Raw genomic sequence first — 20,928 nt, 5'->3', positions numbered from 1 at the left:
TGATCGTTACGATGAATTTTCCACCACGGTCTGATCCTTGACTTACTTGTATGGTTCAAATTAAAATAATCCCAGGTTTTAAATGGATTACCGTTCAAAAAAATCAGGCGGGGTCGGCAATTTTTTGGCCCCAACAATTTTAAGCAGATGAGGTGGAAGTAATGAGCGCAAAGAAAATTGTGATCATCGGTGGCGTGGCGGCTGGCCCCAAAGCGGCAGCCAGGGCTCGCCGTCTGGACCCGGATGCGGAAATCACCATTATTGAAAGAGGCAGGCTGATTTCCTACGCGGGATGCGGCATGCCGTACTACCTGTCCGGTGAAGTGCACAAGTTCGACAGCCTGTTTGAAACCACTTACGGTGTCATCAGGAACGAGGAATATTTCTGGCGTGAAAAGGGCTGTCGCGTGTTGACCCGCACCGAAGCTCAAAAAATAGACAGGGATAAAAAGGAAGTGCACGTGGAGAATCTGGAGTCGGGTGAAAAATACGTAATTCCCTACGACAAGCTGGTTCTGGCCACCGGTGCCGAACCCTTTGCGCCTCCGATTGAGGGTCTGAACCTTAAAGGAGTTTACAAGCTGAATCACCCCGACGATGCTCAAAAAATCAAGGAACGCCTTGATGCGGAAGAGGGCGGCGAGGCCGTTATCATCGGTGCCGGTCTCATCGGCCTGGAAACCGCGGACGCTTTGATGAAGTTGCACATGTTCTGCTCGGTGGTTGAATTGCAGAACCAGATTTTACCCGGCATGCTGGATGAAGATATGGCTGAAATACTGGCCAAAAAACTAACCGACCAGGGTATTGAATTTTACCTGGGACACAAGGTGCTTAAATTGGAAGGCGATGAAGACGGCAACGTCACCGCCGTGGTTACGGACAAAGGCCCTATCGACGCCGAGCTGGTGGTGGTGGCTGTAGGAGTGCGTCCCAACGTGAAGCTGGCCCGGGAAGCCGGTCTGGCCATCGGTGAAACCGGGGCGATTGCCGTTAACGAATACCTGCAAACCAGCGACCCCGACATCTACGCACTGGGTGATTGCGTGGAAACCACTCACCTGGTGAGCGGCAAGAAGGTTTATATCCCCATGGCCACCACCGCCAACAGGCAGGGGCGCGTGGTCGGGGACAACGTCACCGGAGGCAATACTGTTTTCCGTGGCGTTCTGGGCACCTCCGTGTTGCATACCGCCGGTTTCAACATCGGCCGTACTGGGCTTGGTGAAAAACAGGCCCGGGACCTGGGGTATAAAGTGGTTACGGCGTTATACCACGGTTTTGACCGCACGCACTATCATCCCGACCACGGCATGGTGTTGATGAAGCTGATCACCGAAGAAGGCACGGGTAGAGTGCTGGGCGCCCAGGCGCTGGGGCAAGGGGATACGGTGAAGCGTATCGACGTGGTGGCTACGGCGATCACCCTGGGTGCCACGGTCAACCAACTGGCCGAAGTGGACCTGGGCTACGCTCCGCCCTTCTCCACGCCTATCGATGTAACCGCTCATGCCGCAAATATCGTGCGCAACAAGGTGGCCGGGCTGGCCGAAACCATTACGCCGAGAGAATTGAAGGAAAAAATGGACCGCGGTGACGACATGGTGATCCTGGACGTGCGCACAGAGCCGCAGTTTAACATGCGCCGCCTTAAGGATGACAGGGTGCAACTGGTGGTGCTGGGCGACCTGCGCGAGCGGATCAACGATGTGCCCAGAGACAAGGAAATCGTGGTTATCTGCGCCATGGGCACCAGGAGTTACGAGGCCCTGCGCATCCTCAAAGGGGCCGGCTTTAAAAACGTAAAATACATGGAGGGCGGCCTGCAGGCCTGGCCCTACGAGTTATAGTCGCCGGTCGTTTGTGTCAATTAGTATTCTGTATCATATATATTCAGGTGTTTTAAGTTGCCTGCCTGGAGTTCCCGTCCTGATCGTAGCGACGGGCGGGTACTCCGGGCGGACATATTAGCTTATAGCGAATTACTAAAAAGGTAAAGGCCGAAACGGTCTTTTTTATTTTTCAGCTTGCTGGCTGTTGCATCTTTCTTCTCATTTAATTACCATCCGTATAATCACCACCCACCATGAATTTCTCCGGCACGTATCAGCTCGTAAGCCTCTCTGGACCTCATAATTTGTTCTTTTCCAAGCATATTTTTCCAATGGACAAAATACATTTATGGTAAAGGCAGTTTATGGGAAAGGGGGACAAACATTGGGCGGTTTGCCGTTGACCGGACCTGGCGAAGCCCCCGCCGGGGCCTGGCGGGATATAATGCCCTTTTTATCTCCAAGCTTAAAAGAACTGATCGCCGGCGTCCCCCCGGGCTACCTGGCCCAGCTGGAAGAAATCAGGCTGCGGCGGGATAAACCCCTCATGCTCGGCATGGCCGGCCGGGATTTTTTTGTACGCAAGGGGGGTGGGCTGGAAACCCGCCCGGAGGGCGGGTATATCGTTGAGGCCGGGGACCTGGAAAAGGTTATTCAGAACATCAGCGGGCATTCCATTTACGCCCTGGAAGAGGAATTAAGAAACGGGTATATCACCCTGCCCGGCGGGCACAGGGTCGGGTTGACCGGAAAAGCTGTGCTGGCCGGCGGCCGGGTTAAAACCTTGAAGCATTTTTCCGGTTTGAATATTCGTGTTTGCCGGGAAATCAAGGGTATAGCAGACCGGGTAATCAAACATTTGATCGACTACAAGGCCGACAATGTTTACCATACGGTGATTTTTTCACCGCCGCGCTGTGGAAAAACTACGCTGCTGCGCGACCTGGTAAGGCTGATCAGCAACGGCGTTCCCGGCTTGAACTTCCCGGGCCGCACCGTGGGCGTGGTGGACGAGCGCTCGGAGATTGCCGGGTGCCACCGGGGAGTGCCGCAAATGGACGTGGGGGTGAGAACGGATGTGCTGGACGGTTGTCCCAAGGCCCAGGGAATGATGATGCTGCTCCGGGCCATGTCGCCGGACATCATTGTCACGGACGAAATCGGCAAAATGGAGGATGTGCAGGCCCTGGAAGAGGTGTTTAACGCCGGCGTGCGGGTTATTGTGACCATTCACGGCTCATCGCTGCAGGAATTGGTCAATCGTCCCGCCTTGAAATACCTGCTGCAACTTAATATTATTCAGCGTTTCGTGCTGCTCGGGCGTTCCAGGGGCGTGGGCACGGTGGAAAAAATTTTAAGCGGGAACGACTTGCCCCGGGCGGGGGTGAAGATGTGCTCAAATTAATTGGGGGATTGCTGGTTGTTTCGGCTACCGGTCTGGCGGGCTGGGCCGTAGCCAGGGTTTATGCCCGGAGGCCGGTGGAGTTGAGGTTGTTTATTTCCGCGTTGCAGATGCTGGAAACGGAAATTACGTATGTTGCGACGCCGCTTCCCGACGCGTTGGACAGGGTGGCGCAACAGGTGGAATTCCCGGTGGCTTTGTTTTTCCGGCGCGTAGCCCGGGAACTGGGACAGCAGGCGGGCTGCTCCGCCAGGGAGGTCTGGAACCGGGCGTTGGAATGGTATTTCCCCAAAAGCGCGCTTGTCCGCAACGACCTGGGTATCCTGCGTGGTTTAGGCAATAATATCGGCATTTCGGACCGGGACGACCAGGGGAAACACCTGCGCCTGGCCGCGGAACAACTGAAAATGGCCCTGGCGGCGGCGGAAGAATCGGCGTCAAAAAACGTAAAAATGTGGAACTACATTGGGTTGCTGGGCGGTTTGATCATAGTGCTGGCCCTTTATTGACGAGAGTTAACTTGATGCTAGCTTGCATTATAAAAGGAGGAGAACTTATGGGTGCCAACATCGATTTAATCTTTAAAATTGCCGGAATCGGCATTCTGGTGGCCGTCGCCCACATGGTGTTGAAAAATTCAGGCAAGGAGGATTACGGTTTTGCGGTTACTTTAACCGGCATTGCAGTGGTGCTGATCATGGTGATTCAGATGCTGGGCACCCTTTTTGACGAGGTTAGATCGGTCTTCAAACTGTTTTAGGCGGTGGTGGCATGGAGTTTATCTTTCAGGTGACCAGCATCGCCCTGGTCGGGGCGGTACTGGCCGTCGTGCTCAAGTACAAGAAACCGCCCATGGCCATGTTGCTGGGCATTGCGGTCGGCGTCATCATCTTCCTGCTGGTTATCGGCAGGATCGGCGCGATTATTGACATTTTACGGCAATTGTCGGAACGGGCCGACATCAGCTCCATCTACCTGGGCACGCTGCTGAAAATCATCGGAATTGCGTACATAGCCGATTTTATCGCTCAGATCTGCCGGGATGCGGAACAGGGAGCCATTGCGGTAAAAGTGGAACTGGCGGCCAAGGTCATGGTGCTTATGCTGGCGTTGCCGATCGTGGTGGCGGTGTTGCAGGCGCTATTGCGGTTGATACCGTAAGGGGGGATGAACCTGAGAAAATTTGCGTTTATGTTGCTGATCTTTTTTAATTTTATCGCCACTTCTCCTGTAGCGGCCTGGGCTACGCCTGATGCCGGAAATGAGCTGGACGAGCGTTTGAATAAGCTGGATATGGGCGAGATTCAGCAGTTTGTCAACAAGATGGACAATGAATTGAAAAGCGCCCTGCCGGAAACCGATTTCCGCGCCCTGGTTACGGGGTTGGCCAGCGGAAGTATATCTTTAAAACCAACGGAGATATTCAATCAAAGCATCAGTTATATCTTCCGCGAGGTGGTGGCCAATTCCGCTTTGCTGGGGAAACTGGTGGTGCTGGCCGTAATCTGCGCGGTGTTGCAAAATTTAACCGGCGCCTTTGAAAAAAGCACCACCGGGCAGCTGACCCACATGGTGGCTTATCTCGTGCTTGTCACTATAGCCGTCGGCTCCTTTGGTTTCGCCATCCAGATGGGACGTGAGGTGGTGGACAAAATGGTCACCTTTATGCAGGCGCTGCTGCCGCTGTTGTTAACGCTGCTGGTGGCAGTGGGGGGAATTGCCTCGGCGGCGATTTTTCACCCCCTGATTTTTATTACCATCACCGCGTTCGGTACGGTGATTAAGAACATTGTTCTACCCCTGATTTTTTTGGCGGCTGTTTTGGAAATTGTCAGCGGCCTGTCCAAGCACTTCCAGGTGTCCAGGCTGGCCGGGCTGTTCAAGGGAGCCGCAATGGGCATAATGGGCCTGCTCAGTACGATTTTTCTCGGAGTGATGGCCATCCAGGGCGTGGCCGGGGCGGTAGGCGACAGCGTAACTTTTCGTACCGCCAAGTTTGCCACGGACACCTTTATTCCCGTTGTGGGCGGGGTGTTCAGCGACGCCCTGGAAGCGGTCATCCGCTCGTCCTTGCTGATGAAAAACGCGGTGGGCATTGCGGGTGTTTTAATCATTGTGATGATCCTGGTGATCCCCCTGGTAAAGATTATTACCATCGCCTTTATTTACAAGCTGGCCGGCGCGGTTATCCAGCCCGTGGGGGAGGAAAAGATCAGCGATTGCCTGAACGGTCTGGGCAATGGCTTAATTACCGTTTTCGCCGCCGTGGCTACGGTGGGGCTGCTGTTTTTCTTCGCCCTGGCCATCGTGGTGGGGCTGGGCAACATTACGGTGATGCTGCATTAATTGGGGGTTGTTTTAATGGGCATAATCCGCGAGCTGGTGCAAACCATCGTGGTAATTGTGGTGCTGGCGGTGTTTATCGAAATGCTCCTTCCCCGGGGGGACATGCGCCGGTACGTGAAAATGGTCATGGGCTTGCTGGTCATCCTGGCGGTGCTGCAAACCGCCGCCAATGCCGTGCACAGTGAGTTGATGCGGGACGTGCCCAGTATTACCATGTCGGATGCGGGCGCCCCCCCGCTGGATGAAATTATGGCGGCGGGAAAACAACTGTCGGAATTGAACCGGGACGAGGCGGCGCAAAAATACAGGGAGGGTATTGCCGGGCAAGTGCTTTCACTGGCCAGGTTAAATTCAAAAGTGCACGCGGTGGACGCCGTGGTAAGCACCGGGGGTGAGATGAATGAGATCCGGGAAATAACCATTATCTTTAGTACAACCGGTGACAAGTACTTGGGCGGGGCGGGCAAAACAGAGCGGCCGGTAGACGTGGAACCGGTAATGATTGATGTCGACCGCAATGAAACAACCCGGGATACCGGTAACGCCGCTATGCCCGGGCCGGAGGAAAAAAAGGCGGCGCTTGAGGTGACCAGGGTGGTAGCCGAATTCTACAATTTGCAGCCCGGGCAGGTAAAGTACGAATTCCGGGAATCCAGTGGGAGGTGATTACATGGACAAAGCTGATTTATTCAATCCCAGGAACAAGCAGTTTTGGGTATTGCTGCTATTATTGATGCTGGGTATTATGTTGATGGTAGTGGGCAGTTGCGGCAGTGATACCGTAAATTCCGGGAGCGAAAAAGAGCAGGCTGCCGGCAACAAGGTTATTGAAAGGGGTAATCATAATCAAACCAGTGAAGCTGATTTCCCCTCGGTAATGACCAGGGAGGAGAAGGAACTGGCCGCGGAATTGCGCCAGATGCTGGAAAGCGTGGCAGGGGCCGGGAGGGTTGAGGTTTCGGTGCACCTGGCCTCATCAACGTACAATAATTACGCCATTAATACCACCTCCGGGCTCAAGACCACCGAGGAAAAGGACCAGAGTGGCGGGTCCAGGCAAATAACCGAGAACACCGATTCCAAAACGGTGGTGCTGAGCAGAAACAACCAGGGAATGGAAGGCCCGGTGCTGGAACGGGAAATGGCGCCCGAGGTGGCCGGTGTGCTGGTGGTGGCCGAAGGAGCCCGGTCACCGCAGGTCAAGGCAGGCCTGTTCCGGGCGGTGCAGGTGGCGCTGGGCGTGGAACCGCATAAGGTTATTGTTTTACCCATGAAAAGAGGTGGTTCAGTTGATTAAAGTAATTAAACTCAACCGTAAGGGAATAATGCTTATTTTGCTTGTGGTGCTGGGGTTGGGCTGCTGTGTTGTGGGATTCGGCGGCTTGACGGAACGGCTGTTGGGCAGGGAGCAGAAACAGGTCGCGCCCGCCAGTGTTACGGTAAGCGAGCCGGACCAGGAAAGCGGCAAATCCATCGGCGGTGGTGTTCCTGTGGAACAACGGCCGGCCGGCGACGCGCCCGAATTGACGGACGGCGCCCGGGAGACCGGTTCCGGCGAAGCGGCTTATTTTGAAGAATACCGCATGGACCGGGAACGGGCCAGGGGCATGCAGGTGGAACTGTTGCGCGAGGTGATGGCGTCTTCGTCAACCGACGAAGATACCCGTAAAATGGCCCATGAACAATTTTTGCGCATCAGTAACAATATCTCCAAGGAAATGGAGCTGGAAAACTTAATCAGAGCCAGGGGATTTCAGGATGCGGCGGTGTTCCTGGACAATGAAAGCGTCACCGTTGTTGTTCAACCCGGGGAGAAAATGACGGCGGATGCCGAAAACGATGCCATAGCCGAACTGGTGTCCAAAAGCACCGGCGTGGCGGAGAACAACGTGATTATCATTACCAAGGACTTCTAAGAGGTGTTTGTCATAGCCCGAAGCCCATCACTTGAGTGTGGCGGCCGGGTGCTGAATTGCAAGCGTTTAACCTGATAGCATCTTCTGCCAGAAAAGTAAATTGCGAAACGAACGGAGTGAAACCACGGAGCGCCCAATAGATTAGAGTATCTTGTACACAAGAGCCTTCCCTGGAGTGAAAAAGAAGAAGTATATCTAGTACTGTATACAGTGTTATTTAACGATATATTGTATACTTCTATAAAATCTATTTAATTTTAGAATAAAATATATATAATTGAATTTGTGTTGAATCAGGTTGTTGACTGTTAACAACCTTTCTTTTTTTGGGAGGGAGAGAAATTATGGCTGGCGTGCGAATTACCGATACCACACTGCGGGATGGTCACCAAAGTTTATGGGCTACCAGAATGCGCACCGGGGATATGCTGCCGGTGGTGGAAAAACTGGATGCGGTGGGTTACCATTCACTGGAGGTTTGGGGCGGCGCCACGTTTGACGTGTGCCTGCGTTATTTGGGCGAGGACCCGTGGGAAAGGCTGCGGGCGTTAAAAAGATTGATCAAGAGGACGCCGCTGCAAATGCTGCTGCGCGGGCAATCCCTGGTCGGCTACCAGCATTACCCGGATGATGTGGTAGAGGCGTTTGTATTTAAGATGGTGGAAAACGGGATCGATATTATCCGAATTTTTGACGCCCTCAACGATATCCGCAACATGGAAACCGCCATCCGGGCCGGTAAAAGGGCGGGCGCCCATGTGCAAGCCTCGGTGGTGTACACAATCAGCCCCGTCCATACCACCGAACATTACCTGGAAACCGCTGAAAGGCTGGCGGAAATGGGAGCCGATTCGATTTGCGTCAAGGATATGGCCGGATTACTCACTCCCTACCAAGCCTACGATTTGATCAAAAAGCTGAAAGAAAATCCCGGGCTGCCGGTACAGTTGCACAGCCACTACATAGGTGGGCTGGCCCTGGCCACGTATATCAAGGCAGTGGAGGCCGGGGTCGACGTAATCGACACCGCATCGGTGCCCCTGGCTTTTGGGGCTTCCCAGCCACCGGTGGAAACGGTGGTCCGGGCGCTGCAGGGCACGCCGCACGATACCGGCCTCGACCTGGGCCTGCTGTTTGAAATCGCGGAATACTTTGAGCGCCTGCGCAGGGAAAACCGCCAGGAGCGCGGCGTGACGCGCATTAACGATATGCGGGTATTTGAGCACCAGGTGCCGGGTGGCATGATCACAAACCTGGTTACCCAGCTCGAAGAACAAAAATCCGCGCATTTGTTGCCCCGGGTGTTGGAGGAAATTCCCCGGGTACGCGAGGAACTGGGATACCCCCCACTGGTTACGCCCACCAGCCAGATTGTGGGTACCCAGGCCGTACTCAATGTGCTGACGGGTGAACGGTACAAACTGGTACCGGGCGAGGTCAAGGCTTATGTCCAGGGGCTTTACGGCAAACCACCGGCGCCGGTGGACCCGGAAATCGCCCGGCGCATCCTTGGCGACAAGGCCCCCATCACCTGCCGTCCCGCCGACCTGCTGGAGCCGCGGCTGGCCAAAGCCCGCAACGAGATCAAGGATTTGGCCCGGTCGGAAGATGATATAATTTCTTATGCTGTTTTTCCGCAGGTAACTCGAAAATTCCTGGAGGAACGTAAATCCGGGCAAAATGCGGGAACCGGACCGAAACCGGGGGATTACCGGCAGTTTGCCGGAGTTGAGGAGGATATCAATATGAATTTCCAACAAATCAAGGAACTGGTTAATTTAATCAACCAAACTGAAATCACCGAGTTTTCCCTGAAAAACAATGATTTTAAACTGGCCATTAAAAAAGCGGGAGCGGCGGGATACGAGGCGCCGTCCGGTGACGAGCACGAACCCGTTGCCGTGCCGGAGCGGGCGGATACACCGGCCCAGCCCGCCGCGGAGCCTTCCAAAACCGGTGACTTGACGGGCGGTTTTGTGGTCAAGTCGCCCATGGTGGGAACATTTTACCGGGCACCTGCGCCCGAGGCCGCGCCTTTCGTGGAAGTGGGGAGCAGGGTGGAAAAAGGGCAAACATTATGCATTATCGAGGCCATGAAGCTGATGAATGAAATTGAAGCGGAAGTTTCCGGCACGGTGGTCGAGATTTTGGTGGAAAACGCCCAGCCGGTGGAATATGGCCAGCCGCTCATTGTAATCAAAGAAGATTAGGTGATGACATCCATGTTTAATAAAATATTAATTGCCAATCGTGGCGAAATTGCCGTGCGCATCATCAGAGCCTGCCGGGAAATGAACATCAGGAGTGTAGCGGTATACTCGGAAGCCGACCGGGACGGCCTGCACGTGCGCATGGCCGACGAGGCGGTTTGCATCGGGCCGCCGCCCCCCGGGCGCAGTTACCTGAATATAGCCAACATCGTCAGCGCCGCCCTGGTTACCGGCGTGGACGCCGTTCACCCGGGGTACGGCTTTTTGGCGGAGAACGAAAGGTTTGCCGAGATGTGCGCCGCCAACAGCATCAGTTTTATCGGTCCCCCGGCGGAAGCCATTCGCCTGATGGGCAACAAGGTGCAGGCCAGGAAAACCATGCAGGATGCCGGGGTACCCCTGGTTCCCGGGTCCCACGGGTCTATCGGTGATGCCGGGCATGCGCTGCAAGTGGCGGAAAAGATCGGTTATCCCGTGTTGATTAAAGCGTCTTATGGCGGGGGCGGCAAGGGGATGAGAGTCGCCCACTGCGAGGAAGAAGTGGTTAAGGGCGTTTTAACCGCCCGTTCCGAAGCCGCGGCGGCTTTCGGCAACGGGGACGTTTACCTGGAAAAATACGTGGAAGAGCCCCGGCACATTGAAATTCAGATCCTGGCGGATAATTACGGTAATATCGTGCACCTGGGCGAAAGGGATTGTTCAATCCAGCGGCGCAACCAGAAAATCATCGAGGAATCGCCGTCCGTGGCCGTGGACGAGACGCTGCGCGCGCGCCTGGGCGAGGCGGCGATAAAGGCGGCGCGGGCGGTGAACTACCGCAACGCGGGCACGGTGGAATTTTTACTGGATAAACACGGCAATTTTTACTTTATCGAGATGAACACCCGGATCCAGGTGGAACACCCGGTAACCGAACTGGTTACCGGCATCGACCTGGTGAAGGAACAAATCCGCATCGCCGCCGGTCAGGAGCTTGGTTACGGGCAGGAGGACATCAAGTTTTCCGGTTGGGCCATCGAGTGCAGGATCAACGCAGAGGACCCGGACCGCAACTTTATGCCCTGTCCGGGTAAAATTACCCGCTTTCAGCCTCCCGGAGGGATGGGGGTGCGCCTGGACAGCGCCGTGTACTCCGGTTGGGAGGTGCCTTCGCACTACGACTCCATGCTCGGCAAGCTCATTACCTGGGGACGGGACCGGAAAGAAGCCCTGGCCAGAATGCAGCGCGCGCTGGATGAGTTTGAAATTGAAGGGGTTAAAACCACCATTCCTTTTCACCGGCGGATCCTGCGCAACGCATTTTTCCGCCGCGGCGAATTTTATACCAATTTCATTCAAAGAAGGATTTTGCCCGGCGCTTAGCCCGTCATAGCCCCGGAGCCTGACCCCGAAATGCCGTGGAAATCAATTTAACTAAAGGCTCAGGTGCAAGTGACTGAATTAACAAATAAATTGCGATAATTTTCCCCCTTTGGTATAATAGCTAAAACCGGCAGAGGAGGGGGAGAAGAACATGCAACAACAGAACAGTGCTGTGCGCGAAGAAAAAAATAGCCTGGGGTCTATCCGCATAGCGGAGGAAGTTGTCAGTATTATCGCCGGGCTGGCCGCCACCCGGGTGCCTGGCGTAGCCGATATGAGCGGCGGAGTTGTCGGCGGCATTACCGAAAAATTGGGGCGCAAAAATCTTTCCAAAGGTGTCAAGGTTGAGGTTGGGGAGAAAGAAGCGGCGGTGGATTTATTCGTGATCGTCGATTTTGGGTCACGCATTCCGGAAGTGGCGGCCAATATTCAGGATTCCGTGAAACAAGCCATTGAGAAAATGACCGGGCTTACGGTGGTGGAGGTTAACGTGAACGTGCAGGGGGTAGCCTTCGCCAATGAATACAACGAAGAGGAAAACAGAGTAAAATAACCGGGAGGATCATGCATGGGGCCCTTTGATCGAGGGATATTAGTAATCTACACGCTGACCCTGACCCTGCTTTTCCTGGCGGCGGCGGCGTTTATGGCGGGTTGGCAAGCTCTGTTGTTGCGACTGGGGCGGGAAGCGTTTTTGCCGGAAAACAGGGAAATCCTCTGGGCTTTACTGGCAGTGTATGTGATCATGGGAATTTGGTTGCTCTGGAAGGGAATCAGGGTTGAGCGGCCGAAAAGAAAACAGGCCATTGTGCATGAGCGGAGCCTGGGGCAGGTTCGCGTGTCCCTACCGGCCGTTGAATCGCTGGCTGAAAAAACAGTTTCTTCCGTCGAGGGCGTTAAAGAAGCCCGGGCCAGGGTGGAGGCGCTGCCCCAGGGCATTAATATCATCCTGAAAGTGATCGTCGCGCCGGACGTCAATATTCCCTCGCTCTCGGAAGATATGCAGCGGCTGGTCAAGGATAAAATATATAACGTAGTGGGCATCGCCGTTAATGAGGTACAGGTGGCGGTGGAAAGTTTCTTTATTCGCAAAACCAGGGTTGAGTAGGGAGTGACCTGGAACATGGAGAATCACCTTTTCCTGGAATGGATCATTACCCACCGGGGCAAGATATTAGGTGCACTGGCAGGTCTGTTGTTTAGCCTTTCGGTTATCTTTTGGGGTTTTTTTAAAACGTTGTTTATTATTGTTTTTGTGTTCCTGGGGTACCTGGTGGGCAAGCAACTGGACGACCGGGTGGATATCAAGGACAGGATTCTACGGTTTCTCGGGGAAAGGTGACGGTTGGTTATGGGAAGAAGGCAGGCCAGGGAATCGGCGATGCAGGTTTTATTCCAGGTTGACGTGGGAAAAGTTGAAGTTGAAACCGCCTTTAAATATTTACAGGAAAATTTCGTTGTGGCGGACCGGGACATGGAATTTGCCAGGTATCTGGTTGAAGGAGTTACGTCGAAGCTCCCGGAATTGGACGAAGTTATTGCCGGGTTCAGCCGGGATTGGCAATTGGAACGCCTGGCGGCGGTGGACAGGAACATTCTCAGGCTGGCTCTGTTTGAAATTCTTTTCGATGAACAGATACCCTACAGCGTATCCATCAATGAGGCCGTCGAACTGGCCAAAATCTATGGTGGTGAAAAATCAAGCAAATTTGTCAACGGCATCTTAAGCTCAGTGGTTCATAAGGAAAAACAACATGTAAAAGACTAAAGGATAAACCGGGTAAAATCTTGCCCGGTTTATTTTTAAAATTTCGTTCATTACCGAAATAGTAGCAGGAATAGTACCTTTGGTCTCGAAATATATAATTTAGATTTTTTCTGTCTAAATCTCAACTTGGGGGAGGGTTAAGGGGTTTTATGTTTAAAATTTTAGAGAAACAAGTATTCTCGCCAATAATCAAGCAATTCGTCATTGAAGCACCCAAAGTTGCCAAAAGCTGCAAGGCTGGTCAATTCGTCATTCTCCGCATTCATGAAGAGGGGGAAAGGATTCCGCTGACCATTGCGGATTATGACCGGGAGAAAGGAACCATAACCATTGTGTTTCAGGAAGTGGGTAAAACTACGACCCAGCTCGGTCAAATGGAAGCGGGAGATTACATCAAGGACTTTGTGGGCCCCCTGGGAGAGCCTTCGCACATTGAGAAATTTGACGGGCCGGTGGTTGTCGTTGGCGGCGGCGTGGGTATCGCCCCGGTGCATCCCATCGCCAGGGATTTAAAGGCGGCTGGCAATCATGTTATCGGCATTATCGGCGCCCGCAGCGGCGACCTGCTGTTCTGGGAAGATAAAATGCGGGAAGCCTGCTCCGAACTGCTGGTGACCACCGACGATGGAAGTTACGTGCGTAAAGGTTTTGTGACCGATGTACTGAAAGAAGTTATCGAAGAAAGGGGCAAGGACAATATCCCCATGGTTCTGGCCATTGGCCCCCAGCCCATGATGCGGGCGGTGTGCAACCTGACTAAAGAATACGGGATTAAAACCATTGTCAGCCTCAACGCCTTGATGGTGGACGGCACAGGCATGTGCGGCTGCTGCCGGGTGTCCGTGGGCGGTGCCACCAAGTTTGTATGCGTGGACGGTCCGGAGTTTGACGGCCACGAGGTGGACTGGTTGGAGTTGGGCCGCCGCGGGGCTTATTTCCGTCCCGAAGAACAAAGAGCTATGGAGCATCACCAGTGCAAGTGCGGATCCGGATGCGGAGGTGCTAAGTAATGACTGATGCCAGTAAACCGAAAAAAGAAATTAAACCGAAGAAAAACCCGATGCCGGCCCAGGATCCCGTTGAACGGGCCAGGAATTTTAATGAAGTCGCTCTGGGTTATTCCCGGGAAGCGGTTATAGACGAAGCCAATCGCTGCTTGCAGTGCAAGAAGGAACCCTGCCGCCAGGGCTGCCCCGTGGAAGTGGATATTCCGGCTTTTATCAGGCTGGCTGCTGCGGGCGATTTTGCCGGAGCCATCGCCAAGATCAAAGAAAAGAACGCTTTACCCGCCGTCTGCGGCCGGGTTTGCCCCCAGGAGAACCAGTGCGAGAAATACTGCACTCTGGGTAAAAAACATGAACCGGTGGGCATCGGTCGGATCGAGCGTTTCTGCGCCGACTGGGAGCTTGCCACCGGTGTTAAAGTGCCGGAAGTCGCTCCGCCCACGGGCAAAAGGGTAGCCGTTGTAGGGTCCGGGCCCGCGGGCTTGACCTGCGCCGCCGACCTGGCCAAGCTTGGGCATGAGGTAACCGTGTTTGAGGCCCTGCACGTGGCGGGCGGCGTGCTCATGTACGGTATTCCCGAGTTCCGTCTGCCCAAGGCCGTGGTGCAGGCCGAGGTGGAAAATCTCAAGAAACTGGGCGTCAAGATCGAGGTCAACTCCGTGGTCGGTAAATTTACCACCGTGGACGCTTTGATGGAAGAAGAGGGTTTCGATGCCGTGTTCATCGGCACAGGCGCCGGCCTGCCCTACTTTATGAACATTCCCGGTGAGAACTCTTGCGGCGTATATTCGGCCAACGAGTTTCTGACCCGGACCAACCTGATGAAGGCCTACATGTTCCCCGACTGGGATACTCCGATTAAAATCGGCAAAAAAGTGGCCGTGCTGGGCGGCGGCAACGTGGCCATGGACGCTGCCCGGACTGCGTTGCGCCTGGGCGCCGAAGAGTCCTGGATTGTCTACCGTCGTTCCCACACGGAACTGCCGGCCAGGAAGGAAGAGGTGGAACATGCCGAGGAAGAGGGCGTCAAGTTCGCCTTCCTGACCAGCCCGGTGGAAATTCTCAGCAACGATGACGGCTGGGTTACCGGCATGAAGTGTATCAAGTATGAACTGGGCGAACCCGATGCTTCCGGACGGCGCCGTCCCGTTCCCATTGAAGGATCGGAATATATCATGGATGTGGATACCGTGGTAGTGGCCATCGGCCAGGGACCGAACCCGCTGGTCCCCAGGACCACAAAGGGACTGGAGTTGACCAAGAAGGGCAATATCGTGGCCGATCTGGAAACCGGTGCCACCTCCAAGCCCGGTGTGTTTGCCGGCGGCGACGTGGTCACCGGCGCGGCCACGGTGATTCTGGCCATGGGAGCCGGGCGTACCGCCGCCAAATCCATCCATGAGTACCTTATGAATAAATAGGAAAAGTTTACATTCATAGCAAGACGTGTATACGGCGCCAGGCGCTTACCATAAGCGCTTGGCGCTGCAATCAATAATTCGCGAAATTGCTGGTTCCGCCAGACGCATGGTCATATTTCGATCAACAGGGGGCAATCGGCGACCGCCCCCGGCAACCGGGCGCCGGGCAAAAACCGACCACCGACCACCAACGACCAATTTAGGCACCTTGGAGGAACTTATGCCTGTTTTAACTGTACGGGAGCTGACCGTACGGATCAAGGAACTGTTGGAAAGCGATTATTTGCTGGGCAACCTGTGGGTGAAGGGGGAAATTTCCAACTTTAAACGAGCTTCCTCCGGGCACGTATACTTTACGTTAAAAGATGGTTATTCCTGCGTTAGGGTGGTCATGTTCCGTTCCCGGGTGAAAAATGTCAAATGTATCCTGGAAAATGGCTTGGCCGTGCGGGTTAGAGGTTACGTCACCGTGTTCGAGCGAGACGGCCAGTACCAGCTGTATGCCGAGGAAATAGAGCCCGATGGCGCAGGCGCCCTTTTTGCCGCGCTGGAAAAGTTAAAGCAAAAACTGGCAGCCGAGGGCCTGTTTAACCCCGGTCGCAAAAAAAAGCTACCGCGTTTTCCCGGTTGTGTCGGCATAATAACCTCACCCACGGGCGCGGCGATTCGGGATATGCTGAATATATTGCGCCGCCGCTGGCCGGCGGCGCGGATTATCCTGGCGCCCGTGACAGTGCAGGGGGAAACTGCGCCGGAAGAGGTGGCCAGGGCCATAAGCCTGTTTAATCAACTGCGCGGTGTGGACCTGATTATTGTTGGCCGTGGAGGCGGTTCACTGGAAGAGCTCTGGGCTTTTAACACTGAAACGGTGGCCAGGAGCATTGCCGGTTCAAGCATTCCGGTAATTTCAGCGGTGGGTCATGAAACGGATTATACCATTGCGGACCTGGTGGCCGATTTAAGAGCGCCCACCCCTTCGGCGGCGGCCGAAATAGCGGTGCCCGACCGGGTGGAGGTAAAACGGGCCGTCGATATGCACCGGGTTCGCCTGGTCCGGTGTCTCCAGGGGCAGGCCGCAAGCTTAAGGCAAAGATTGGAGCGCTGTGTTTCCAGCCGGGTCATGGTCAGGCCGGTGGAATGCATCTGTGACCAGCGGCGCCTGGTGGTTGATTTGTGGGAGCGGCAAATGGTCCGGGCTGTCCGCGGGGCGGTGGAAAACAACAGCAATCGCCTGGCCCTTTTGGCGGGGCGTTTAAACGCTTTAAGCCCGCTGTCCACGCTGGCCAGGGGATATTGCATCGTATCCGGACCGGACGGTGCGCTATTGCGCGAGGCGCGCCAGGTTAAAGAAGGCGACTCCGTTACTGTACACCTGTACAGAGGGATACTTGACTGTACGGTCAGGGAAATAAAAAACTGAAAATTATTACAAGGGGGAGGTAAATTAATGGCTGCGACATTAATTGACGGCAAGGCCATTGCCGCCGCCATTAGGGAAGAAGTAAAGGCCGAGGTTGCCGATCTGAGGGCGAAAGGAATTGTTCCCAAACTAAACGTGCTTCTGGTTGGAGATGACCCGGCGTCGGTGGTTTATGCCCGGTCCAAGGAAAAATCCTGCGCCAACGTGGGTATTGATTTTGAACTAAAAACCATGCCCGGCACCTCCACGCTGGAAGAGGTGCTGGCCGTAATTGACGGTTGGAACAAGGACCCCAAGGTGCACGGCATCATGATCGAATTGCCGCTACCCAAGGGGATGGATAAGAAAACCGTGCTTGAAGCCGTCGATCCCAAGAAAGACGTGGACGGTTCCCACCCCATCAACCGCGGTTATATTTTAAGCGGCGGCGAGGGGCTGTTTCCGGCTACACCGCAAAGCTGCATCGAAGTGATGCTGCGCTCCGGGATTGAGATCAAGGGTAAAAACGCTGTAATCGTGGGTCGTGGCGAAACAGTGGGCAAGCCGCTGATTTTCATGATGCTCAACCAGAACGCCACCGTCACCGTCTGCCACACCAAGACCGCTGACCTGGCCTACCATACCAGGCAGGCCGATATTCTTATCGCCGCTGTCGGCAGGGCCAAAATGATCACTGCCGATATGATTAAACCGGGGGCCGTTGTAGTGGACGCAGGTATCAATCCCGCCGAAGGCGGCGGAATCTGTGGCGATGTTGATTTTGAAAACGCCAAGGAAGTGGCGGGAGCCATTACCCCCGTACCGGGCGGCGTCGGCAGCCTGACTACGGTGTTAATCCAGAAAAACGTGCTTAAAGCAATCAAACTGCAATCAAAGTAAATAAAGAAGAGGTGAGATTGTGAGCGAAATTTACGATTTTCCATTTCGTAAAGTAGTTGCGGTGTCGGCATCCGACGCTCCCACACCGGGCGGCGGCAGCGTATCGGCCCTGGTCGGCTCCCTGGGAGTGGCGATGACGGCGATGGTGGGCAACCTCACCGCCGGCAAACCCAAGTTCAAAGATGTTGAGCCAGAAGTCAAGGAAATTACCGGTGCGGCCTACTTTATCATCAACAAACTGGAAAAGCTGGTTTCGGCCGACATTGCCGCGTTCGGAAAGTTCATGGACGTGTACCGCATGCCCAAGAATACCGACGAGGAAAAGGCCAGGCGGGAAGAAATGATGCAAAAAGCGTTGAAAACCGCCACCGACACGCCCATGGAAATCGCCCGGACTTTGCTGGAGGCACTGGAGATAACCGACCGGCTGGCCAAGATCGGCAACAAAATGGCCATCAGCGACGCCGGTGTGGCGGCGTATATCTGTGAAGCGGCGTTAAACGCGGTGCTTTTGAGCGCCGATATCAATATACCGATGATCAAGGATGAAGAGTACGTTAAAAACATCGTGGCGGAGAAAGAACAACTGGTAAGCAGGGCCAAAGAACTAAAGGAAAAGGCCGTTGCGGTTGTGCAGGAGAGGATGAGGTAATTCGATGCACGGGGGCTGAAAAAGCCCTCTTTTTTTCTTGGATACTCATGCCGCAGGCAATTTAAAGATTTCGTTGGTTTTCACCTGACTGATTATATATTATAATTGTAAAAATAATAGAAATATGGAGGTTTAAACAGGCAATAATGAGTAATAAAGACTTGTCCTTCGAGGAAGCCCTGGCCCGGCTGGAAGAACTGGTCGGCAGGCTGGAAGAGGGGAACTTGCCGCTGGAGGAGTCGCTGGAGCTTTTTGCCGAGGGAATTAAACTTACCAAACAGTGCACCCGGCAGCTGGAAGAGGCGGAAAAACGCATCGGCATTTTGCTGGAAAGCGAGGACGGCAGCCCGTTCGTGCGGGAAGAGGATGTTTAATGATGGACTTTAAGGCGGAACTGGCCAAACGGGCCCAAAAAATAGATCAAGCTATGGATAAATATTTGCCTCCGGCCGATAGTTATCCTCCGGTCATTCACGAGGCCATGCGGTATAGCGTGTTTGCGGGCGGCAAGAGGCTGCGCCCCGCGCTGGTTTTGGCCGGAGCCGAGGCGGTGGGGGGCGATGTGGAGGCCGTCATGCCGGCGGCCTGTGCCATTGAACTGCTGCATACCTATTCGCTAATTCACGACGATTTGCCGGCTATGGACAACGATGACCTGCGCCGGGGCAAGCCCACCAGCCATAAAGTTTTCGGGGAAGCCATGGCCATCCTGGCGGGCGATGCGCTGCTCACGGCATCTTTCTCCCTGCTGGCCCGGCTGCCCGGTTCGGGTTTGGTAAAGCCCGACCTGGCCGTCAAGGTTATTGAAGAAATCGCCGAGGCGGCCGGGACAATGGGCCTGATCGGAGGGCAGGTGGTGGATTTATTATCCACGGAAAAGGAAATAGATGAACATACGCTGGAATATATTCACACCCGTAAAACCGGCGCGCTGTACCGGGCTTCGGTGCGGGCGGGGGCCATCTTATCCGGCGCCACTGCCGAACAAATTGATCTCCTTACCATTTATGCCGAAAACCTGGGCCTGGCTTTTCAAATTATTGACGATATTCTGGACATCGAAGGGGACGAGAGAAAACTGGGCAAACCGGTGGGCAGCGATATCAGAAACCAGAAAGCCACTTACCCGGCGCTGTACGGTGTGGAAAAAGCGAGGGAGAAAGCCCGGCGGGCCGGGGACCGGGCGCTGAAAGCCCTGGCGCCCCTGGGCGGCGAAGCTGAGTTCCTGCGCGAGCTGGTACGGTTTATCGTAACCAGGGAGCACTAAACGTGATCACCAGCGTAAAAACCGTGATTATTTTTGTCATCTGGCGAATAGTCCTAAATATAGCTATAATCAAAACGCATTAGCGCGGGGTCATAAAAAGGCGGCCCTTGTTCAAAAAGAATCAAAACAGGCCGTAAATCATCCTGCGCGGTGGGAATGGCTGTTTGCCACCATAATGAACAATGTGTTATAATTCTTCACTGACGATATTTACTATAAAAGCAAGTGACGTAGTATCCTAGTCGGGAACCCTTTTTTGAAGGCGGGCCTAAAAATCCGTCAAGGGCACATCGATGAAGTTCCTGGTGCCGGCTGCTGACGCCCAGTCGGGGGTCGGTACTGGGAGTTAAGGGGGCGGGGCGATCTACAATGGCATGTGGGCGTTGACCCTGCCCCCGTGGAGACCCAAGTGCGTGGGAATGCTGATGCTAAAACTATGGCTTGGGGTAAAACCTGCACGTGGGGAAAGCTGCGTGCAGTGTAGCCTGCCTTGAGTGATGCCGGTGGAGGCCCTTCAAGCGGCACATTGAATACGGGCCCTTACTCAATGTGCTGCGGGTTTAAACCGTCATTGCAAAAGAGGCTAAAAAAAGGTACTCCCGTTGAGGAAAACTCCTAGGCTATCCGAGTGTTCGGAACGATACGGGGATTGAAGTGTGGTCTAAGTGGTAATCCAGCCCCGGAAGCGGCAACGTCCCGGAATTCCGTTTAAAGGGAAACCGCCGGTATGGCGACAGCTGGTACGGAATTGGGAAAACCTGCTGGACCTAAGCCACAACATTTACCCGTATCGTTGTCACTTGCTGCATACATATTTCCTTCAAAAATTTGTTGCACCTAAACGGAGTGAACCCTTTGAAAAATAACAAGTCAACTGTTTCCGGCAAGTTTATTGTATTTGTCGGTTTTATTTCTTTTACCTTCGCGGCCTTGTTTTTTTTATTATCTGAATTTTTGGCTAGAACCATCAACAGCATAATATTATCTTTTTTATTTTTAATCATAATTATACTTTTGGGCATTTTAGCGGATATCGTCGGGACATCGGTTGCCGCCGCCAGTGAAGCGCCCTTTCACGCCAAGGCCTCCAAGCGGATACCGGGGGCGCGGGAAGGGGTATTTCTTATTCGCAACGCCGACCGGGTAGCCAATATTACCAATGATGTGATTGGCGATATTGCGGGTACGGTGAGCGGTGCGCTTGGGATTGCGTTGGTGATTCAGATTATGAGCATCCGGGAGGACCTAAACAGGTTTGTGCTGAATATGATAATAACAGCTTGCATAGCCGCTTTTACCGTGGGAGGCAAGGCATATGGGAAAAAAATCGCTTTGAGCCGGCCCAACGACGTGATTTTTTTTGTGGGCAGGGTTATAGCGGCGTTCTCCGGTATAACCGGCATCAAGCTGGTTAAAAAATAAGATACAGGGCTAAATTGGAATGAGGGT

23 protein-coding genes are annotated in these 20,928 nt (G+C 54.1%); all 23 read left to right on the top strand.

The window, feature by feature from the left end; all coding sequences use genetic code 11:
* The first annotated feature begins 161 nt into the window (after positions 1 to 161).
* The 23 genes from IT084_RS03845 to IT084_RS03735 all read left to right on the top strand — a co-directional run bounded on the left by IT084_RS03845 (position 162) and on the right by IT084_RS03735 (position 20,901).
* Positions 162 to 1,850: an FAD-dependent oxidoreductase gene (locus IT084_RS03845; RefSeq protein WP_195711284.1), complete on the top strand. Its 1,689-nt coding sequence runs from the start codon at positions 162 to 164 to the stop codon at positions 1,848 to 1,850.
* Positions 1,851 to 2,217: 367 nt separating this feature from the next.
* Positions 2,218 to 3,237 (top strand): stage III sporulation protein AA, encoded by a 1,020-nt coding sequence (gene spoIIIAA / locus IT084_RS03840; RefSeq protein WP_395879380.1) that lies wholly within the window; start codon positions 2,218 to 2,220, stop codon positions 3,235 to 3,237.
* Positions 3,225 to 3,743: a stage III sporulation protein SpoIIIAB gene (spoIIIAB, locus tag IT084_RS03835; RefSeq protein ID WP_195711279.1), complete on the top strand. Its 519-nt coding sequence runs from the start codon at positions 3,225 to 3,227 to the stop codon at positions 3,741 to 3,743. The genes spoIIIAA and spoIIIAB overlap by 13 nt, the downstream gene beginning before the upstream one ends.
* Before the next feature lie 47 nt (positions 3,744 to 3,790).
* Positions 3,791 to 3,994, top strand: coding sequence for a stage III sporulation protein AC (gene spoIIIAC, locus IT084_RS03830; protein WP_195711277.1), 204 nt, complete (start codon positions 3,791 to 3,793; stop codon positions 3,992 to 3,994).
* Positions 3,995 to 4,005: 11 nt separating this feature from the next.
* Entirely contained in the window at positions 4,006 to 4,395 is a 390-nt protein-coding gene (gene spoIIIAD, locus IT084_RS03825) for a stage III sporulation protein AD (protein WP_195711274.1), read from the top strand.
* Between the two features lie 6 nt (positions 4,396 to 4,401).
* Entirely contained in the window at positions 4,402 to 5,580 is a 1,179-nt protein-coding gene (spoIIIAE, locus tag IT084_RS03820) for a stage III sporulation protein AE (RefSeq protein WP_195711272.1), read from the top strand.
* A gap of 15 nt (positions 5,581 to 5,595) precedes the next feature.
* Positions 5,596 to 6,246, top strand: coding sequence for a stage III sporulation protein AF (locus IT084_RS03815; RefSeq protein ID WP_195711270.1), 651 nt, complete (start codon positions 5,596 to 5,598; stop codon positions 6,244 to 6,246).
* 4 nt (positions 6,247 to 6,250) lie between these two features.
* Positions 6,251 to 6,877 carry a stage III sporulation protein AG gene (gene spoIIIAG, locus IT084_RS03810; RefSeq protein ID WP_195711268.1) on the top strand — a complete coding sequence of 209 codons (627 nt, stop codon included), beginning with the start codon at positions 6,251 to 6,253 and terminating at the stop codon, positions 6,875 to 6,877.
* A complete protein-coding gene (locus IT084_RS03805; RefSeq protein ID WP_195711266.1) occupies positions 6,870 to 7,496 on the top strand; it encodes a SpoIIIAH-like family protein in 627 nt (208 codons plus the stop codon). Before spoIIIAG ends, IT084_RS03805 begins: the two co-directional genes overlap by 8 nt.
* A 344-nt stretch (positions 7,497 to 7,840) precedes the next feature.
* Positions 7,841 to 9,706 (top strand): acetyl-CoA carboxylase biotin carboxyl carrier protein, encoded by a 1,866-nt coding sequence (accB, locus tag IT084_RS03800; protein ID WP_195711264.1) that lies wholly within the window; start codon positions 7,841 to 7,843, stop codon positions 9,704 to 9,706.
* 12 nt (positions 9,707 to 9,718) lie between these two features.
* Positions 9,719 to 11,068: an acetyl-CoA carboxylase biotin carboxylase subunit gene (gene accC / locus IT084_RS03795; RefSeq protein WP_195711262.1), complete on the top strand. Its 1,350-nt coding sequence runs from the start codon at positions 9,719 to 9,721 to the stop codon at positions 11,066 to 11,068.
* 151 nt (positions 11,069 to 11,219) lie between these two features.
* The gene (locus IT084_RS03790) at positions 11,220 to 11,621 is read left to right on the top strand and encodes an Asp23/Gls24 family envelope stress response protein (protein ID WP_195711259.1); all 402 of its coding nucleotides are present in this window, start codon (positions 11,220 to 11,222) and stop codon (positions 11,619 to 11,621) included.
* A gap of 15 nt (positions 11,622 to 11,636) precedes the next feature.
* On the top strand, positions 11,637 to 12,176 hold the full coding sequence (gene amaP, locus IT084_RS03785; protein WP_195711257.1) for an alkaline shock response membrane anchor protein AmaP: 540 nt from the start codon (positions 11,637 to 11,639) through the stop codon (positions 12,174 to 12,176).
* A 15-nt stretch (positions 12,177 to 12,191) separates the two neighbouring features.
* The gene (locus IT084_RS03780) at positions 12,192 to 12,410 is read left to right on the top strand and encodes a DUF2273 domain-containing protein (protein ID WP_195711255.1); all 219 of its coding nucleotides are present in this window, start codon (positions 12,192 to 12,194) and stop codon (positions 12,408 to 12,410) included.
* Positions 12,411 to 12,419: 9 nt separating this feature from the next.
* A complete protein-coding gene (gene nusB / locus IT084_RS03775) occupies positions 12,420 to 12,836 on the top strand; it encodes a transcription antitermination factor NusB (protein WP_195711253.1) in 417 nt (138 codons plus the stop codon).
* Between the two features lie 149 nt (positions 12,837 to 12,985).
* On the top strand, positions 12,986 to 13,846 hold the full coding sequence (locus IT084_RS03770; RefSeq protein WP_195711251.1) for a sulfide/dihydroorotate dehydrogenase-like FAD/NAD-binding protein: 861 nt from the start codon (positions 12,986 to 12,988) through the stop codon (positions 13,844 to 13,846).
* Positions 13,846 to 15,261: an NADPH-dependent glutamate synthase gene (gene gltA / locus IT084_RS03765; protein ID WP_195711248.1), complete on the top strand. Its 1,416-nt coding sequence runs from the start codon at positions 13,846 to 13,848 to the stop codon at positions 15,259 to 15,261. The genes IT084_RS03770 and gltA overlap by 1 nt, the downstream gene beginning before the upstream one ends.
* A 220-nt stretch (positions 15,262 to 15,481) precedes the next feature.
* Entirely contained in the window at positions 15,482 to 16,681 is a 1,200-nt protein-coding gene (xseA, locus tag IT084_RS03760) for an exodeoxyribonuclease VII large subunit (protein ID WP_195711246.1), read from the top strand.
* 27 nt (positions 16,682 to 16,708) lie between these two features.
* Positions 16,709 to 17,560, top strand: a complete 852-nt coding sequence (locus IT084_RS03755) for a bifunctional 5,10-methylenetetrahydrofolate dehydrogenase/5,10-methenyltetrahydrofolate cyclohydrolase (RefSeq protein WP_195711244.1) — start codon at positions 16,709 to 16,711, stop codon at positions 17,558 to 17,560.
* Positions 17,561 to 17,579: 19 nt separating this feature from the next.
* Positions 17,580 to 18,212 (top strand): cyclodeaminase/cyclohydrolase family protein, encoded by a 633-nt coding sequence (locus tag IT084_RS03750; protein WP_195711242.1) that lies wholly within the window; start codon positions 17,580 to 17,582, stop codon positions 18,210 to 18,212.
* 146 nt (positions 18,213 to 18,358) lie between these two features.
* On the top strand, positions 18,359 to 18,586 hold the full coding sequence (xseB, locus tag IT084_RS03745) for an exodeoxyribonuclease VII small subunit (RefSeq protein ID WP_195711240.1): 228 nt from the start codon (positions 18,359 to 18,361) through the stop codon (positions 18,584 to 18,586).
* A 2-nt stretch (positions 18,587 to 18,588) separates the two neighbouring features.
* Entirely contained in the window at positions 18,589 to 19,479 is an 891-nt protein-coding gene (locus IT084_RS03740) for a polyprenyl synthetase family protein (protein ID WP_195711419.1), read from the top strand.
* A gap of 855 nt (positions 19,480 to 20,334) precedes the next feature.
* Positions 20,335 to 20,901, top strand: coding sequence for a hypothetical protein (locus IT084_RS03735; RefSeq protein WP_195711238.1), 567 nt, complete (start codon positions 20,335 to 20,337; stop codon positions 20,899 to 20,901).
* Positions 20,902 to 20,928 lie beyond the last annotated feature (27 nt).

Origin of the sequence: Desulfallas sp. Bu1-1 (genome assembly GCF_015594625.1) — a bacterium.
In the GTDB taxonomy this organism is placed as follows: domain Bacteria; phylum Bacillota; class Desulfotomaculia; order Desulfotomaculales; family Desulfallaceae; genus JADNRQ01.
The sequence above is the reverse complement of the archived record's forward strand: the minus strand, read 5'-3'. Positions and strand labels throughout refer to the sequence as shown.

Coding starts and splice junctions, on each gene's coding strand:
- spoIIIAD (WP_195711274.1), top strand. CDS start 4,006: ATGGAGTTTATCTTTCAGGTGACCAGCATCGCCCTGGTCGGGGCGGTA.
- IT084_RS03770 (WP_195711251.1), top strand. CDS start 12,986: ATGTTTAAAATTTTAGAGAAACAAGTATTCTCGCCAATAATCAAGCAA.
- IT084_RS03780 (WP_195711255.1), top strand. CDS start 12,192: ATGGAGAATCACCTTTTCCTGGAATGGATCATTACCCACCGGGGCAAG.
- xseA (WP_195711246.1), top strand. CDS start 15,482: ATGCCTGTTTTAACTGTACGGGAGCTGACCGTACGGATCAAGGAACTG.
- nusB (WP_195711253.1), top strand. CDS start 12,420: ATGGGAAGAAGGCAGGCCAGGGAATCGGCGATGCAGGTTTTATTCCAG.
- accB (WP_195711264.1), top strand. CDS start 7,841: ATGGCTGGCGTGCGAATTACCGATACCACACTGCGGGATGGTCACCAA.
- xseB (WP_195711240.1), top strand. CDS start 18,359: ATGAGTAATAAAGACTTGTCCTTCGAGGAAGCCCTGGCCCGGCTGGAA.
- IT084_RS03755 (WP_195711244.1), top strand. CDS start 16,709: ATGGCTGCGACATTAATTGACGGCAAGGCCATTGCCGCCGCCATTAGG.
- spoIIIAC (WP_195711277.1), top strand. CDS start 3,791: ATGGGTGCCAACATCGATTTAATCTTTAAAATTGCCGGAATCGGCATT.
- spoIIIAG (WP_195711268.1), top strand. CDS start 6,251: ATGGACAAAGCTGATTTATTCAATCCCAGGAACAAGCAGTTTTGGGTA.
- IT084_RS03815 (WP_195711270.1), top strand. CDS start 5,596: ATGGGCATAATCCGCGAGCTGGTGCAAACCATCGTGGTAATTGTGGTG.
- accC (WP_195711262.1), top strand. CDS start 9,719: ATGTTTAATAAAATATTAATTGCCAATCGTGGCGAAATTGCCGTGCGC.
- IT084_RS03790 (WP_195711259.1), top strand. CDS start 11,220: ATGCAACAACAGAACAGTGCTGTGCGCGAAGAAAAAAATAGCCTGGGG.
- gltA (WP_195711248.1), top strand. CDS start 13,846: ATGACTGATGCCAGTAAACCGAAAAAAGAAATTAAACCGAAGAAAAAC.
- IT084_RS03845 (WP_195711284.1), top strand. CDS start 162: ATGAGCGCAAAGAAAATTGTGATCATCGGTGGCGTGGCGGCTGGCCCC.
- spoIIIAE (WP_195711272.1), top strand. CDS start 4,402: ATGAACCTGAGAAAATTTGCGTTTATGTTGCTGATCTTTTTTAATTTT.
- amaP (WP_195711257.1), top strand. CDS start 11,637: ATGGGGCCCTTTGATCGAGGGATATTAGTAATCTACACGCTGACCCTG.
- IT084_RS03740 (WP_195711419.1), top strand. CDS start 18,589: ATGGACTTTAAGGCGGAACTGGCCAAACGGGCCCAAAAAATAGATCAA.